The organism is Bradyrhizobium sp. LCT2 (assembly GCF_009931255.1).
GTDB lineage: Bacteria > Pseudomonadota > Alphaproteobacteria > Rhizobiales > Xanthobacteraceae > Bradyrhizobium > Bradyrhizobium diazoefficiens.
The window spans coordinates 6,702,419-6,717,632 of sequence record NZ_CP034432.1 but is presented as its reverse complement, the minus strand read 5'-3'; the positions used below and the strand labels follow the sequence as shown (position 1 = coordinate 6,717,632).

General features: G+C 65.7%; 14 protein-coding genes. All 14 read left to right on the top strand.

The features are described from left to right. Positions 1-212: 212 nt before the first annotated feature. The 14 genes from EI171_RS32030 to chvE all read left to right on the top strand — a co-directional run bounded on the left by EI171_RS32030 (position 213) and on the right by chvE (position 15,182). Positions 213-986, top strand: a complete 774-nt coding sequence (locus EI171_RS32030; RefSeq protein ID WP_028172180.1) for a ferredoxin--NADP reductase — start codon at positions 213-215, stop codon at positions 984-986. Between the two features lie 102 nt (positions 987-1,088). Beyond that, complete coding sequence (locus EI171_RS32025) at positions 1,089-2,831, top strand: fumarate reductase/succinate dehydrogenase flavoprotein subunit (RefSeq protein WP_161535701.1); 1,743 nt, start codon at positions 1,089-1,091, stop codon at positions 2,829-2,831. A 31-nt stretch (positions 2,832-2,862) separates the two neighbouring features. Further along, positions 2,863-3,096 (top strand): ferredoxin family protein, encoded by a 234-nt coding sequence (locus EI171_RS32020; protein WP_011085981.1) that lies wholly within the window; start codon positions 2,863-2,865, stop codon positions 3,094-3,096. Positions 3,097-3,098: 2 nt separating this feature from the next. Beyond that, positions 3,099-4,076 carry a HEAT repeat domain-containing protein gene (locus EI171_RS32015; RefSeq protein WP_161535700.1) on the top strand — a complete coding sequence of 326 codons (978 nt, stop codon included), beginning with the start codon at positions 3,099-3,101 and terminating at the stop codon, positions 4,074-4,076. A gap of 134 nt (positions 4,077-4,210) precedes the next feature. Beyond that, the gene (locus EI171_RS32010) at positions 4,211-5,383 is read left to right on the top strand and encodes a fumarylacetoacetate hydrolase family protein (RefSeq protein ID WP_161535699.1); all 1,173 of its coding nucleotides are present in this window, start codon (positions 4,211-4,213) and stop codon (positions 5,381-5,383) included. Between the two features lie 406 nt (positions 5,384-5,789). Further along, a complete protein-coding gene (ytfQ, locus tag EI171_RS32005; RefSeq protein ID WP_011085984.1) occupies positions 5,790-6,755 on the top strand; it encodes a galactofuranose ABC transporter, galactofuranose-binding protein YtfQ in 966 nt (321 codons plus the stop codon). 117 nt (positions 6,756-6,872) lie between these two features. Next, entirely contained in the window at positions 6,873-8,417 is a 1,545-nt protein-coding gene (locus tag EI171_RS32000) for a sugar ABC transporter ATP-binding protein (RefSeq protein WP_161537122.1), read from the top strand. After that, on the top strand, positions 8,414-9,406 hold the full coding sequence (locus EI171_RS31995; RefSeq protein WP_028172174.1) for an ABC transporter permease: 993 nt from the start codon (positions 8,414-8,416) through the stop codon (positions 9,404-9,406). The genes EI171_RS32000 and EI171_RS31995 overlap by 4 nt, the downstream gene beginning before the upstream one ends. Further along, positions 9,403-10,383 carry a galactofuranose ABC transporter, permease protein YjfF gene (gene yjfF, locus EI171_RS31990; RefSeq protein ID WP_161535698.1) on the top strand — a complete coding sequence of 327 codons (981 nt, stop codon included), beginning with the start codon at positions 9,403-9,405 and terminating at the stop codon, positions 10,381-10,383. The genes EI171_RS31995 and yjfF overlap by 4 nt, the downstream gene beginning before the upstream one ends. Continuing rightward, entirely contained in the window at positions 10,380-11,150 is a 771-nt protein-coding gene (locus EI171_RS31985) for a FadR/GntR family transcriptional regulator (RefSeq protein WP_011085988.1), read from the top strand. The genes yjfF and EI171_RS31985 overlap by 4 nt, the downstream gene beginning before the upstream one ends. Before the next feature lie 2 nt (positions 11,151-11,152). Further along, positions 11,153-12,079 carry a Gfo/Idh/MocA family protein gene (locus EI171_RS31980; RefSeq protein ID WP_028172172.1) on the top strand — a complete coding sequence of 309 codons (927 nt, stop codon included), beginning with the start codon at positions 11,153-11,155 and terminating at the stop codon, positions 12,077-12,079. 2 nt (positions 12,080-12,081) lie between these two features. Continuing rightward, on the top strand, positions 12,082-13,158 hold the full coding sequence (locus tag EI171_RS31975) for an aldose epimerase family protein (RefSeq protein ID WP_161535697.1): 1,077 nt from the start codon (positions 12,082-12,084) through the stop codon (positions 13,156-13,158). After that, positions 13,158-14,036, top strand: a complete 879-nt coding sequence (locus tag EI171_RS31970) for an SMP-30/gluconolactonase/LRE family protein (protein ID WP_161537121.1) — start codon at positions 13,158-13,160, stop codon at positions 14,034-14,036. Before EI171_RS31975 ends, EI171_RS31970 begins: the two co-directional genes overlap by 1 nt. A 72-nt stretch (positions 14,037-14,108) precedes the next feature. Then, a complete protein-coding gene (gene chvE, locus EI171_RS31965) occupies positions 14,109-15,182 on the top strand; it encodes a multiple monosaccharide ABC transporter substrate-binding protein (protein WP_011085992.1) in 1,074 nt (357 codons plus the stop codon). The last annotated feature ends 32 nt before the right edge of the window (positions 15,183-15,214 follow it).

Genomic DNA, 15,214 nt, shown 5'->3' with positions numbered 1-15,214 from the left:
CATGACGAACCTCCGACTCCTCTCTACGTCGTTGTGACGCCACTGCGATAGCAACTAATTGCCAGCGCGCGTGCGCTCGCCTGCCCTTCGCTGCCTTCTCTTCAGTCACCGCCTGCGAAATGTGAAACTAATCGACCGGAAATTTCACTTACGAATTGCCGGACCCTCCTCGCTCCGAAACCTTGGGCGTCGTCGATGGCCAAGGAGAGACCATGAGCGCATTTCAGAGGGAAACGGTGTTGTCGGTCCGCCACTGGACCGAGTCCCTGTTCAGCTTCACCGCGACCCGCGATCCGGGCTTCCGCTTCCAGAACGGCCAGTTCGCCATGATCGGCCTCGAGGTCGAGGGCAAGCCGCTGATGCGGGCTTACAGCATGGCGAGCGCCAACCACGAGGAGGCGCTCGAGTTCTTCTCGATCAAGGTTCAGGACGGCCCGCTGACCTCGCGCCTCCAGAAGATCCGGGAAGGCGACATCATCCTGGTCGGCCGCAAGGCGACGGGCACGCTGATCACCGGCAACCTCATTCCGGGGAAACGCCTGCTGCTGCTCTCGACCGGCACGGGACTCGCGCCGTTCGCCAGCCTGATCAAGGATCCCGATGTCTACGAGAATTACGAGACCATCGTGCTCGCCCATGGCTGCCGCCAGGTCTCCGAGCTCGCCTATGGCGAGCACCTCGTCGAAGGCCTGCGCAGCCACGAGTTCTTCGGTCCCCTGATCCGCGACAAGCTGGTCTACTACCCGACCGTGACCCGCGAGCCATTCAGGAACCGCGGCCGCATCACCGATCTGATCGCCTCGAACCAGCTGTTCGACGACATCGGGCTGCCGGGCCTCGATATCGAGACCGACCGCATCATGCTGTGCGGCAGCCCGGCGATGCTGGAGGAACTCCCTGCGATGTTTTCGGCGCGCGGCTTTGTCGAGGGCAATCACAGCCAGCCCGGCCATTTCGTGATCGAAAAGGCCTTTGTCGAGCGCTGAGGCGCAAATCGCGGCCCGGCGACAACTAATTGCTATCGCCGGAACGTCGCCTGAACAAATCTGATGCAAAGGCGCCGGCTATCGGCGAACCAGGAGCAAGCGATGGCACTAGATCAGATCGTCGACGGACTTTCGGAGGTTTCCTGCGATGTGCTGGTCATCGGCGGAGGCACGGCCGGCCCGATGGCGGCGCTCAAGGCGAAGCTGAAGAATCCGAAGGCCAATGTCGTCCTGCTCGAGAAGGCGAACGTCAAGCGCTCCGGCGCGATCTCCATGGGCATGGACGGGCTCAACAACGCGGTCATCCCCGGTTACGCGACGCCCGAGCAGTACACCAAGGAAATCACCATCGCCAATGACGGCATCGTCGACCAGAAGGCGGTCTATAAATACGCGCAGAACTGCTACAAGATCATAGAAGAGCTCGACAGTTTCGGCATCCGCTTCCTGAAGAACGAGAACGGCGACTACGCCGTCAAGAAGGTGCATCACATCGGCACCTATGTGCTGCCGATGCCGAACGGCGAGACCGTGAAGAAGGCGCTGTACCGTCAGCTCCGCCGTGCCCGCATCCTGATCTCCAACCGCTACATGGCGACGCGGTTGCTCAAATCGTCTGATGGCCGCATCGCCGGCGCGATCTCCGTCAACACGCGAACGGCCGAGATGCTGGTGATCAAGGCCAAGGCGGTGATCCTGTGCATGGGCGCCGCCGGCCGCCTTGGCCTTCCGACCTCCGGCTACATGTTCGGCACCTATGAGAACGCCGCCAATTCCGGCGACGGCTACTCCATGGCCTATCACGCCGGCGCGGCGCTCGCGAACCTCGAATGCTACCAGATCAATCCGCTGATCAAGGACTATAACGGCCCGGCCTGCGCCTATGTCGCCGGTCCCTTCGGCGCCTTCACCGCCAACAACGAAGGCTCGCGTTTCATCGAATGCGACTACTGGTCCGGCCAGATGATGCTGGAGTTCTACAATGAGCTCTTGTCCGGCAAGGGGCCGGTGTTCCTCCAGCTCAAGCATCTTCACCCCGACACCATCTCGGAGATCGAATCCACGCTGCACAAGGTCGAGCGTCCGACGCGCGGCCTGTTCCAGCAGGGACGCGGCGTCGACTACCGCAGCGAATCGATCGAGATGCACATCTCCGAGATCGGCTTCTGCTCCGGCCACAGCGCCTCCGGCGTGTTCGTCGACGACAATGCCCGCACCACCGTGCCCGGCCTCTACGCCGCCGGCGACATGGCGAGCGTGCCGCACAACTACATGCTCGGCGCCTTCACCAACGGCTCGGTCGCCGGCATCGACGCGATGGAGTTCGCCGACAGCCACGACTTTGCGGAGTTCGACGCCGCCGATGTCGCGCTGGAGCGCGACCGCGTGATGGCGCCGACCAGGCGGGAGGACGGCATTCCGCCGAACCAGGTCGAGTACAAGACCCGCCGCCTCGTCAACGACTATCTCCAGCCGCCAAAGGTGACGCGCAAGTACGAGCTCGGCATGCGCCGCCTCGCCGAGACGCGGCAGGACATGCAGGAGCACATGATCGCGCGCAACGCCCACGAATTGCTCCGCGCCCTAGAGGTGCAGTCGATCATGGACTGCGCCGACATGGCGGTGCACGCCTCGCTGTATCGCGAGGAGAGCCGCTGGGGTCTCTATCACTGGCGCACCGATTTCCCGGAGAAGGACAACGAGAACTGGTTCTGCCACACGCTGCTGAGCAAGCAGGACGGCAAGATGACCAGCGAGAAGCGCGCGGTGGAGCCCTACGTCGTGCCGATCGCCGACGACGAGAAGGACCTCTACGACAAGCAGCGCATCCGCGCCTCCGCCTGATCCACCAGACCATAGCAACAGGAGACATAAAATGCCTCTCGCGTCCTATCAGACATCGGTTCCGGTGGTCGTCGACGACGCCAAATGCATCGCCGACAAGGGCTGCACCGTCTGCGTCGACGTCTGCCCGCTCGACGTGCTCCGCATCAGCGAGATGACCAACAAGGCCTACATGGCCTATGACGAGTGCTGGTACTGCATGCCCTGCGAAGCCGATTGCCCGACCGGCGCCGTCACCGTCAACATTCCCTATCTGCTGAGGTGATCATGTCGAGCCCGTTCGAATCCTATGACGACCTCGAAGACGCCGACGAGCGGCTTCAGGCCGCCGATCCCGCGGAGCGCCGCGTCGCCATCATCGCGCTCGGTCATTCCGGCGATCCGGCGGCGGTTGCGCATCTCGCCAACATGGTCGCAGATCCCGATGCCGGCGTACGCCAGCAGGTCGCGATGGCGCTCGGCGAGTTCGACGGGCCGGAGGCCGCGAGCGCGCTGGTCAAGCTGCTGGTCGACCCTGAGAGAATCGTGGCGTCGGCCGCTGCCGACAGCATGGCCGAGTTCAAGGATCCGGCCTGTGCCGGAATCATCCTGCCGCTGGTCAAGCACGCCCACGCCTTCGTCCGCATGGGCGCGCTGCGCGCGCTGAAGGAATTGCGCTGCAAGGACACGCTGAAGCCGGCGCTGGAAGCGCTCCAGGACACGGACGCCGCCGTACGCGTGCAGGCGATCGGCGTGATCGGCTTCCTCAAGCTGGAAGAATCCATCCCGGCGCTGACCGCGCTGATCAACGACCCTGATGCGCATGTGCGCCGCGCCGCCGTGAGTGCGCTGGCGTTCTCGCAGATGAAGCCGGCCGCCGAGACGATCACACGCGCGCTGAAGGACAGCGATTGGATGGTGCGCGAGATGGCGGCCGAAACGCTAGGCCTCAACGTCAACGGCTCGCTCGCCGCAGACCAGCTCGTGGCTTCGCTTGGCGACGAATTCTGGCAGGTGCGGCTGAAGGCGATCCGCAGCCTCGGCAGGATGAAGATCGAGCGCGCGGTGCGCCCGATCGGCAATTGCATCAACCATGACCAGGCCAATTTGCGGAAGGAGGCGGCCGCCGCGCTCGGCGAGATCGCCCATCCCGACGGCGAGGCGTTCCTCGCCGTCATCGCCGACGATGCCGACCCTGATGTCCGCAAGAACGCACGCTGGGCACTCCAGCAGATCGCGGCCCGCAAAGCGCGCGCAGGCGCATAGAGGCGCGCGCAGGGGCATAGCGGCTCTTCGCTGCCGGTCTGGACTTCCCCTGCCAGACGTTTATTGGTCTTCGCCAATGGGATCGGCCTGCCGTTCGAACGCGGCCGGTCCGAAAAACAGCGAGGACGCCGGCCATGACGACACTGTCCGTTAAAGACCTTCTCCCCGAAGATGGAACGAAGGGGACGCTGGTCGGCCGCGTCTGGCTGCCGCAGGCGAACGGTCCGGCCGTGGTCGCCGTGCGCGGCGACGGTGTCTTCGACGTCACCGCCAAATTTCCGACCGTCAGCGCGCTTTGCGAAGAGGACAATCCGGCCAAGGCGCTCGCCGCGACCGGGGGTGAGCGCATCGGCGATCTCGACGCCATCGTGGCCAATACGGCCCCCGATGGACGTGACCCCAGGAAGCCGTGGCTGCTCGCGCCGGTCGATCTCCAGACCCTGAAGGCGGCCGGCGTCACCTTCGCGATCTCGATGCTGGAGCGCGTCATCGAGGAGCGCGCCAAGGGCAATCCGGCCTCGGCCGAAGCGATCCGGAAAGAGGTGACGCGGCTGATCGGCGACGATCTGTCAAAGCTCAAGCCGGGCTCCGACCAGGCGATGCACCTGAAGCAGGTGCTGATCGATCAGAACGCCTGGAGCCAGTACCTCGAGGTCGGCATCGGTCCCGATGCCGAGGTCTTCACCAAGGCACCGACCCTGTCCTCGGTCGGCACCGGCATGGACGCCGGCCTGCATCCGAAGTCCACCTGGAACAACCCCGAGCCGGAGCTCGTGCTGTTCGTCTCGAGCCGCGGCAAGATCGTCGGCGGTTCGCTCGGCAACGACGTCAATTTGCGCGACTTCGAAGGACGCTCGGCGCTCTTGCTCTCGAAAGCCAAGGACAACAACGCCTCCTGCGCGATCGGCCCGCTGCTGCGCCTGTTCGACGACACCTTCACGCTCGACGACGCGCGCAAGCTCGACATCAGCCTGAACGTGAAGGGGACCGACGGTTTCGTGCTCGACGGCCATTCCTCGATCAGCAAGATCAGCCGCGATCCGACCGACCTTGTCGAACAGACCATCGGCAAGGTCCATCAATACCCTGACGGCTTCGTGCTGTTCCTCGGCACCATGTTCGCGCCGGTCAAGGACCGCGATGCGCCGGGGCAGGGCTTCACCCACAAGCGCGACGACATCGTCACCATCGCCGCGCCCCAGCTCGGCAAGCTGGTCAACCGCATGCGCACCAGCGACGAGTGCGAGCCGTGGACGTTTGGCATCGGTGCGCTGATGAAGAACCTCGCGCAGCGGAAGCTGATCTAGCTTCTTTTTCGCCTCTCCACGCTTGCGGGGAGAGGGCGGAATTTGCGCGAAGCGCGAATTCCGGGTGAGGGGGAGTCTCCGCGAGTCGATTTGGTCGACCTACGCCGAGCTCCACACATCGTCATTGCGAGCGCCCTCACCCCAACCCTCTCCCCGCAAGCGGGGCGAGGGAGCGCACCTTCATCTCCTCGTTGCATCGCTGGAACAAAATCGCGCTGGGTGTGTCATAGAGCCACCCAGTCCGCCAACGCGCGGTTTCCTCCAAATAGTCAAATAATATGACTAGTCGGAACCGATCTTCCGTGAAATAGTGCCTCCCGCCGCCCGCAAAGGGCGGTCTGCAGGTGCCATGCTACCAATCGGCGCCTGAGATAAACACAAGATCACTTCTTGGGAGACACGCCTGATGATCCTCAAAGCCCTCTTTGCAGCCAGCGCCACGGCCGCGTTGCTGCTCGCGCTGCCGGCGAATGCCGCCGAGCTCACCATCGGCTTCTCGCAGATCGGATCGGAATCCGGCTGGCGCGCGGCCGAGACCTCGGTCTCCAAGCAGGAGGCCGCCAAGCGCAAGGTCAATCTCAAGATCGCCGACGCCCAGCAGAAGCAGGAGAACCAGATCAAGGCGATCCGCTCCTTCATCGCGCAGAACGTCGATGCGATCTTCCTCGCGCCCGTCGTCTCGACCGGCTGGGACTCGGTGCTGAAGGAAGCCAAGGAGGCCAAGATCCCGGTCGTGCTGCTCGACCGCGACATCGATCCCTCCGGCAAGGAACTCTATCTCACCGCCGTCACGTCGGACAGCGTGCACGAAGGCGAGGTCGCCGGCGACTGGCTGGCCAAGACCGTCGGCGGCAAGGCCTGCAACATCGTCGAATTGCAGGGCACGGTCGGCGCCAGCGTCGCTGCCAACCGCAAGAAGGGTTTTGACACTGCCATCGCCAAGCACGCGAACCTGAAAGTGGTGCGCAGCCAGACCGGCGACTTCACCCGCGCCAAGGGCAAGGAGGTGATGGAGAGCTTCATCAAGGCCGAAGGCGGCGGCAAGTCGATCTGCGCGGTCTACGCGCACAACGACGACATGATGGTCGGCGCGATCCAGGCGATGAAGGAAGCCGGCCTCAAGCCCGGCAAGGAGATCCTCACCGTCTCGATCGACGCGGTTCCCGATATCTTCAAGGCCATGGCCGCCGGCGAAGCCAATGCCACGGTCGAGCTGACGCCGAACATGGCGGGCCCCGCACTCGATGCCATCGCGGCCTTCAAGGACAAGGGCACCGTTCCGCCCAAGTGGATCCAGACCGAGTCCAAGCTCTATACCGCGGCCGATGATCCGCAGAAGATCTACGACAGCAAGAAGGGCCTCGGTTACTGAGGCGGGCGCCGTGCCGGACCGCCCATTTGTGGTCCGGCACCCCCTTCGGCACCGCTGCGCGAACGAATAGGCTGGGTGTCCGCAGCATCAGCGGACGCCGGTGGGAGTGACGTCGTTATGGAGAACAGCCCCGATCCTGCTCCGCCCCTTCTGGAGGTGTGCGGGATCAGCAAGAGCTTCGGCGCTGTGCGTGCGTTGCAGGAGGTCGACTTCACGCTTCGCGCCGGCGAGATCCATGCGCTGCTCGGCGAGAACGGCGCCGGCAAGTCCACGCTGATCAAGGTCGTCACCGGCGTATTCCCGCGCGACGCCGGCATCGTCAGGCTCGGCGGCGAGGAGGTCGCGCCGCGCTCGGCCAAGGCCGCGCTTCAGGCCGGCATCGCTACGGTCTACCAGGAGGTCAATCTGCTGCCGAATCTCTCGGTGGCGCAGAACCTGTTTCTCGACCGCCAGCCGATGCGCTTCGGCATCGTGCGCGACGGCGAGATGCGCCGCCGCGCCAAAGCGCTGCTCGCGGAGTTCGGCCTCGACATCGACGTATCAGCGCCGCTCGGCAGCTATTCCGTCGCCGTGCAGCATGTCACCGCGATCGCACGCGCCGTGGATCTGTCCGCGCGCGTGCTGATCCTGGACGAGCCGACCGCGAGTCTCGACCGTCACGAGGTCGAGATCCTCTTCGGCATCATGCGCCAGCTCGCGGGGCGCGGCATCGGCATCGTCTTCGTTAGCCACTTCCTCGACCAGGTCTACGAGATCTCCGACCGCATCACCGTCTTGCGCAACGGCCGCCTGGTCGGCGAACGCGAGACCGCCTCGCTGCTGCGGATCGAACTGATCCGCATGATGCTCGGCCGCGAACTGGCCGAGACCACCGGCGCGCGGCCGGCGACACGCGAGCATCAGGCGCGCGAGATCTGCGCGAGCTTCGAGAATTACGGCAAATCCGGCTATGTCGCGCCGTTCAATCTCGAGCTGCGCCATGGCGAGGTCGTGGGCCTCGCCGGCCTGCTCGGCTCGGGCCGCACCGAGACGGCGCGGCTGGTGTTCGGCGCCGAGCGCGCCGATCGCGGGCAGGCGAAGGTTGAAGGCGCGCCCGTGCGGCTGCACTCGCCGCGCGACGGCGTGCGCCACGGCTTTGGCTATTGCCCGGAGGAACGCAAGACCGAAGGCATCGTCGCCGAGCTCAGCGTGCGCGAGAACATCGTGCTGGCGCTCCAGGCCAAACGCGGGCTGCATCGGCCGCTGTCGCGCCGCGAGCAGGACGAGATCGCGCGCCGCTACGTCAGGATGCTGGACATCCGTCCGTCCGATCCGGAGCGCCCGGTGGGCCTGCTCTCCGGCGGCAATCAGCAAAAAGTGCTGCTGGCGCGCTGGCTCGCGACCTCGCCGCGGCTGCTGGTGCTGGACGAGCCGACCCGCGGCATCGACGTCGGCGCGCATGCCGAGATCATCCGCCTGATCCGCGACCTCTGCGACGAAGGGCTCTCTCTGCTCGTGATCTCCTCGGAGCTGGACGAGATCGTGACCTATTCGGATCGGGTCGTGGTGCTGCGCGACCGCGCCCATATCGAGCAGCTCGCGGGCGAGGCGATCGACGTCGGCAACATTCTCGCGGCCATCGCGGCCGACGGCGCCGCCACAGCGCATGAGGGGCGGGCATGATAGCGCTGTTGCCGCGCCGCGGCCTTGCCCAGATCCTCGCACTGATCGTCATCCTGGCGGTCGACCGCGTGGTGTCGCCGCAATTCTTCGACCTGCGCCTGCAGGACGGCCGTCTGTTCGGCAGCCTGATCGACGTGCTCAACCGCGGCACGCCGGTGGCGCTGCTCTCGCTCGGCATGGTGCTGGTGATCGCGACGCGCGGCATCGACCTCTCGGTCGGCGCGATCATGGCGATCTCGGGCGCGATTGCGGCGAGCCTCGCCGACAGCCACGGGCTTCCGATCGTGCTGGCGGCCGCGCTTGGTGCCGGCCTCGTCTGCGGATTGTGGAACGGCTTTCTCGTCGCGGTGCTCGGCATGCAGCCGATCGTGGCGACGCTGATCCTGATGGTGGCGGGGCGGGGCATCGCCCAGCTCATCACCGAGGGACGCATCGTGACGTTTTCCTCGCCCGACCTGGTCTGGCTCGGCAATGGTGCCATCCTCGGCCTGCCGGTTCCGGTCGCGATCGCCTTGGGCATGCTGATCCTCACCGGCGCGGTGGTGCGCGGTTCGGCGCTCGGGCTTCTGATCGAGGCGACCGGCGGCAATGCGCGGGCGAGCGAGCTTGCCGGCGTCGGCACCCGCGCGATGATCCTGTCGGTCTATGTCTGGTGCGGCGTCTGCGCCGCGCTGGCCGGCGTGATTGCGGCCGCCGACATCATGGGCGCCGATGCCAACAATGCCGGCCTCTGGCTCGAGCTCGACGCGATCCTGGCCGTGGTGATCGGCGGCACCTCGCTGTTCGGCGGCCGCTTCAGCCTCGTTCTGGCCGTACTCGGCGCGCTGATCATCCAGACCATGAACACCGGGATCCTGCTGTCCGGCTATCCGCCGGAGTTCAATCTGCTGGTCAAGGCGGTGGTCGTGCTCGCGGTTCTGCTGCTGCAATCGCCGAAATTCTCGGGGCTTGCCGGTATCGCGGCGCGGCTGCGGAGGGCGAAAGCATGAAAGGCCTGCCGCCCGTCCTGATCACGGCCATCGTGCTCGTCGCGGGCTTCGCGCTCTGCGCCGTGCAATTCCCCAACATCGCCTCCACCCGCGTGGTCGGCAATCTCCTCACCGACAATGCCTTTCTCGGCATCGTCGCGACCGGCATGACCTTCGTCATCATCTCCGGCGGCATCGATCTGTCGGTCGGCTCGGTGATCGGCTTCACCACCGTCTTCGTCGCGCTGGCGATCGAGCGCTGGGGCGTGCCGCCGCTGGTCGCCTTCGTCGCCATCCTCGCGCTCTCGGCGGCGTTCGGTGCGGCGATGGGCGCGGTCATCCATGTCTTCGATCTGCCGCCTTTCATCGTGACGCTGGCGGGGATGTTCCTGGCCCGCGGCGCGAGCTTCCTGCTCTCGACGGAGTCGGTCCCGATCACCGCGCCGGTCTATTCCACCGTGTCGGACTTCGCCCTGCGGATGCCCGGCGGCGGGCGGCTGACCGCGATTGCGATCATCATGCTCGTGATCGTGATCGGGGGCGCCTTGCTGCTGCATCTCACGAGGTTCGGCGCCAATGTCTATGCGCTCGGCGGCAGCCGGACCACTGCAAGCCTGATGGGCGTTGCGGTCGGCAAGATGACGGTGAAGATCTACATGCTGTCGAGCCTGCTTGCAGGCATCGCCGGCATCGTCTTCTCCTTCTACACCATCGCCGGCTACTCGCTGTCCGCCGTCGGCGTCGAGCTCGACACCATCGCCGCCGTCGTGATCGGCGGCACGCTGCTCACGGGCGGGCAGGGCTCGGTGATCGGCACCTTCCTCGGCGTGCTGATCCAGGGCCTGATCCAGACCTACATCAATTTCGACGGCACGCTGTCGAGCTGGTGGACCAAGATCGCGACCGGCGTGCTACTGTTCGCCTTCATCGCCTTGCAGCAGGGGCTGGTCGCGCTCGCGCGCCGGCCCGCGGCCAAGAGTGCGGGAGCTGCCACATGACCTCGCGCATTGTCGTCATCCCGACGCGCCGGGCCCACTCCAATCACGCGGAGGTGGCCCGCTCGATCGGCGTCGACATCATCGCCGGCCGTTACGCGGAGGGGACACGCCTGCCGGGCGATGCCGAGATGATCGCGATGTTCGGCGTGTCGCGGCCGGTGCTGCGGGAGAGCGTGAAGACGCTGGTGGCCAAGGGCCTGCTCACCACCAAGGCCCGCGTCGGCACCGTCGTGCGCGAGCGCGCGGCCTGGAACATGTTCGATGCCGACGTGCTGGCCTGGCATCTCGACGCCGGCATCGACAAGCGCTTCCTCAACGACCTCGCAGAGATTCGTCTTGCGGTCGAGCCGCGCGCGGCCGAGCTCGCAGCGAAGCAGCGGTCCGAGGAGGACGTCGCCGAACTGCGGCGCAGCATGGAGCGCATGCGGCGTGAAGCCTCCGACTCGGTGGGCTTTGCCGATGCCGACCTCGCGCTTCACGTTGCCGTGGCGCGGGCCTCCGGCAATCTGTTCATGCGCTCGATCGGGCATGTCATCGAAGCCGCCTTGCGCGCCTCGTTCCTGCTCAGCGCCCCGGTCGAGCCGGAGGACCGCGACGCCGTGCTGCTCTGGCATCAGAAGATCGTCGACGCGATCGCGGCCGGCGATGCCGAGGCGGCATCGGAGGCCATGGTCTTTGTCATTCACAACGGCATGAGCCGCCACGAGGACACGGTGATCGAGACCGCCCCGGCCGAGGTGCTGCCGTCAGCCGATACTGGAGAATAAGCGTGACCGACCTTCGCATTGCCATCGTCGGATTTGGCAAGATCGCGCGCGACCAGCATGTCGGTGCGATCGCGGCGGTACCGGGCGCGACGCTCGCGGCTGTTGCCAGTCGCAATGCTTCGCTGCCGGAGCTGCCGCATTTTGCCACCATCGAAGAGCTGCTGGAGAAGGGCCCGGCGATCGACGCGGTCTCGCTCTGCACGCCGCCGCAGGTGCGGCGCGCCCAGGCCGCCACGGCGCTCGCCGCCGGCAAGCACGTCATGCTGGAGAAGCCGCCCGGCACCGGCGTTGCCGAGCTCGATCCGCTGATCGCGATGGCGGCCGATGCCAGGCGCACGCTGTTTGCGACCTGGCATTCGCGTTATGCGTCGGCGGTCGAGCCGGCCCGCGAATGGCTGGCGACACGCCGGATCAAGTCCGTGCACATCAACTGGAAGGAAGACGTCCGCGTCTGGCATCCCGGCCAAGCCTGGATCTGGGAGCCGGGCGGGCTCGGCGTGTTCGATCCCGGCATAAATGCGCTGTCGATCCTGACCCGCATCCTGCCCAAGCCGGTGTTCGTCACCGCGGCCGAGCTTGCCTTTCCGGCCAACTGCCAGGCCCCGATTGCCGCGAACCTGACGCTGACCGATATCGGCGGCCTGCCGGTCACCGCCGAATTCGACTTCCGCCAGACCGGGCCGCAGAGCTGGGATATCCTCGTGGAGACCGATCAGGGCCGGATGAATTTGTCCGGCGGCGGGCGTCGGATGGCTGTCGACGGCAAGGCCATTGCCGAGGCGCCCGATCAGGAATATCGCGAGCTGTACCGGCGCTTTGTCGAACTCGCGGCGACCGGCGCAAGCGATGTCGATCTGGCGCCGTTGCGTCTCGTTGCCGACTCTTTCCTGCTCGGCAGGCGCACGATCGTCGAACCGTTTGTGGACTGAACATGGCTGGCTCAAAAATAACAAAAGACGTCTTCGGAACGCTGCCGGACGGCCGCAATGTCGAGCGCATCGTGCTGCGCGGCGAGGGCGGCTTTGAAGCCCGCATCATCACCCATGGCGCGGTGATCCAGGCGCTGATCGCGCCGGACGCCAAGGGCGGCTACGACGATGTCGTGCTCGGCCACGACGCCTTCGCCGGCTATCTCGCCGAACGAAAATTCCTGGGCGCCACCGTCGGCCGCTACGCCAACCGTATCGCCAGGGGACAGTTCTCGCTCGACGGCGAGACGGTGCAGCTTCCCGTCAACAATGGCCCGAATGCGCTGCATGGCGGCCTCGACGGGTTCGACCGCAAGCTCTGGGCGATCGCCGGGATCGAAGAGGGCGCCGAGCCCGCGGTGACGCTCATCTATACGAGCCCGCACGGCGAGGAGAATTATCCGGGCCGGCTCGATGTGCGCCTGACCTATCGCGTCACCGGCCCCGCCGAGCTGTCGCTGATGATGGAGGCGCGGACGGACCGGCCGACCATCGTCAATTTGACCAACCACAGCTTCTTCAATCTCGAAGGCGCGACATCAGGCACGTCCATTCTCGACCACAGACTGACGGTCGCAGCCGAGCATTTCCTCGCGATCGATCCCACCGCCATTCCGTTGCCGGAGCCGCCGCGCGCGGTGACCGGCACGCCGTTCGACTTCCGCAACCCGCATGCCGTGGGCGAGCGCATCCGCGAAAACGATCGGCAATTGCAGAACGGCAGGGGTTACGACCACACCTACTGCCTCGGCCGCGACGGCAAGCTCGCGCTCGCGGCACGGCTGGAAGCCCCGCGTTCAGGACGCATCATGGAGCTGTTCACCAATCAGCCCGGCTTGCAGGTCTATTCCGGCAACTATCTCGACGGCACGATCTCGGGCAAGGGCGGCAAGCTGATCCGGCAATCGGACGCCATGTGCCTGGAGCCGCACATCTGGCCTGATGCACCGAACCGGCCGGACTTTCCGAGCCCGCGCCTCGATCCGGGCCAAGTCTACCGGCATCACACCGTCTATCGCTTTGCAGTGAGGGCGCCATGATGGAAGAAGTGCCGACCTCCGTGCTCTCCGCCGAGCAGTGTCATCTCGGCGAAGGGCCGACCTATGACGTCACCACCGATACCGCCTGGTGGTTCGATATCCGCGAAGGACGCCTGTTCGAGGCGCATCTCGGCGGCGGCAGCATCCGCGTCCACGCGCTCGGCCGGATGGCGAGCGCGCTCGGACGCATCGATGCCGACCGGCAGTTGATCGTCGCGGAGGACGGCCTCTACATCCGCAGTCTCGCCGACGGCGCGATGACGCTGTTCTGCCCGCTCGAAGCGGACAATCCCGCGACGCGTTCCAATGATTGCCGCGTGCACCAGTCCGGCACGTTCTGGATCGGCACCATGGGCAAGAAGGCCGAGCCGAAGGCGGGCGCGATCTACGCGCTCCATCGCGGCAAGATCTCGACGCTGTTTCCTGGCATCAGCATTCCCAACTCGATCTGCTTCTCGCCGGATGGCGCGACCGGCTATTTCACCGACACCCCGCGCGCCATGCTCTACGCCGTCCCGCTCAATCCCGCGACCGGATTGCCACGCGGCGAGCCGGAGGTGCTGCTCCGCCACACCGGCATCGGCGGCCTCGACGGCTCGGTGTGCGACGCCGACGGGCAGATCTGGAATGCGTGCTGGGGCGCGAGCCGGATCGACGTCTACTCTCCGCAGGGCGAGCGCCTGCGCTCGCTGAGTGTGCCGGCCAGGCAGGCGAGCTGCCCGGCCTTCGTCGGCCCTGACCTGTCGCGTCTCCTCGTCACCTCGGCCTGGCAGGATATGGACGCGGCGGCACGCGCTGCCGATCCGCAAGCCGGCTGCACGTTTTTATTGGAGGCATCCGCGCGCGGTCGCGCGGAGCCCGACGTCAAGCTCGCATAGGAGGCTCGGAGCCGCACACGACGAACGTTCTCGACGACACGAAAAACAGTCTGACACCCAAGGGAGTGAAGCATGCTGAAACTGAAGACGACATTCCTCGCGCTGGCGCTGGCCGGCGCTGCGACGATGGCCGCGGGCGTCACCGCCTCCGCGCAGGACAAGGCGACCGTCGGCATCGCCATGCCGACCAAATCGTCGGCGCGCTGGATCGACGACGGCAACAACATGGTCAAGGTGCTGAAGGAGCGCGGCTACAACACCGACCTGCAATATGCCGAGGACGACATCCCGAACCAGCTCTCGCAGGTCGAGAACATGGTGACCAAGGGCGCGAAGGCGCTGGTGATCGCCGCGATCGACGGCACCACGCTGTCCGACGTGCTCAAGCAGGCGAAAGCAAAGGGCATCACGGTGATTGCCTATGACCGCCTGATCCGCGGCACGCCGAACGTCGACTATTACGCGACCTTCGACAATTTCCAGGTCGGCGTGCTCCAGGCGGAGTCGCTCGTGCAGGGTCTCGGCCTGAAGGACGGCAAGGGTCCGTTCAACATCGAGCTGTTCGGCGGCTCGCCCGACGACAACAACGCCTACTTCTTCTACAACGGCGCCATGAGCGTGCTGAAGCCCTACATCGACAGCGGCAAGCTCGTCGTCGTGTCCGGCCAGATGGGCATGGACAAGGTCGCGACCCTGCGCTGGGACGGCGCCACCGCGCAGGCCCGCATGGACAACCTGCTCAGCGCCTACTACGGCAACAAGAAGGTCAACGCCGTGCTGTCGCCCTATGACGGCCTCTCGATCGGCATCATCTCCTCGCTGAAGGGCGTGGGCTATGGCAGCGCCGACCAGCCGATGCCCGTCATCTCGGGCCAGGACGCCGAGGTGCCCTCGATCAAGGCGATGCTGCGCGGCGATCAGTATTCGACCATCTTCAAGGACACCCGCGATCTCGCCAAGGTGACCGCCGACATGGTCGACGCCGCGCTCGCCGGCAAGCAGGTCACGGTCAACGACACCAACACCTATGAGAACGGCGTCAAGAAGGTTCCGTCCTATCTGCTCAAGCCGGTCGTGGTCTACAAGGACAATTGGGAGAAGGTTCTGGTGGACAGCGGCTACTACAAGAAGTCGCAGTTCCAGTAGACGTTCTTGTTCCGTCATTCCGGGGCGATGCG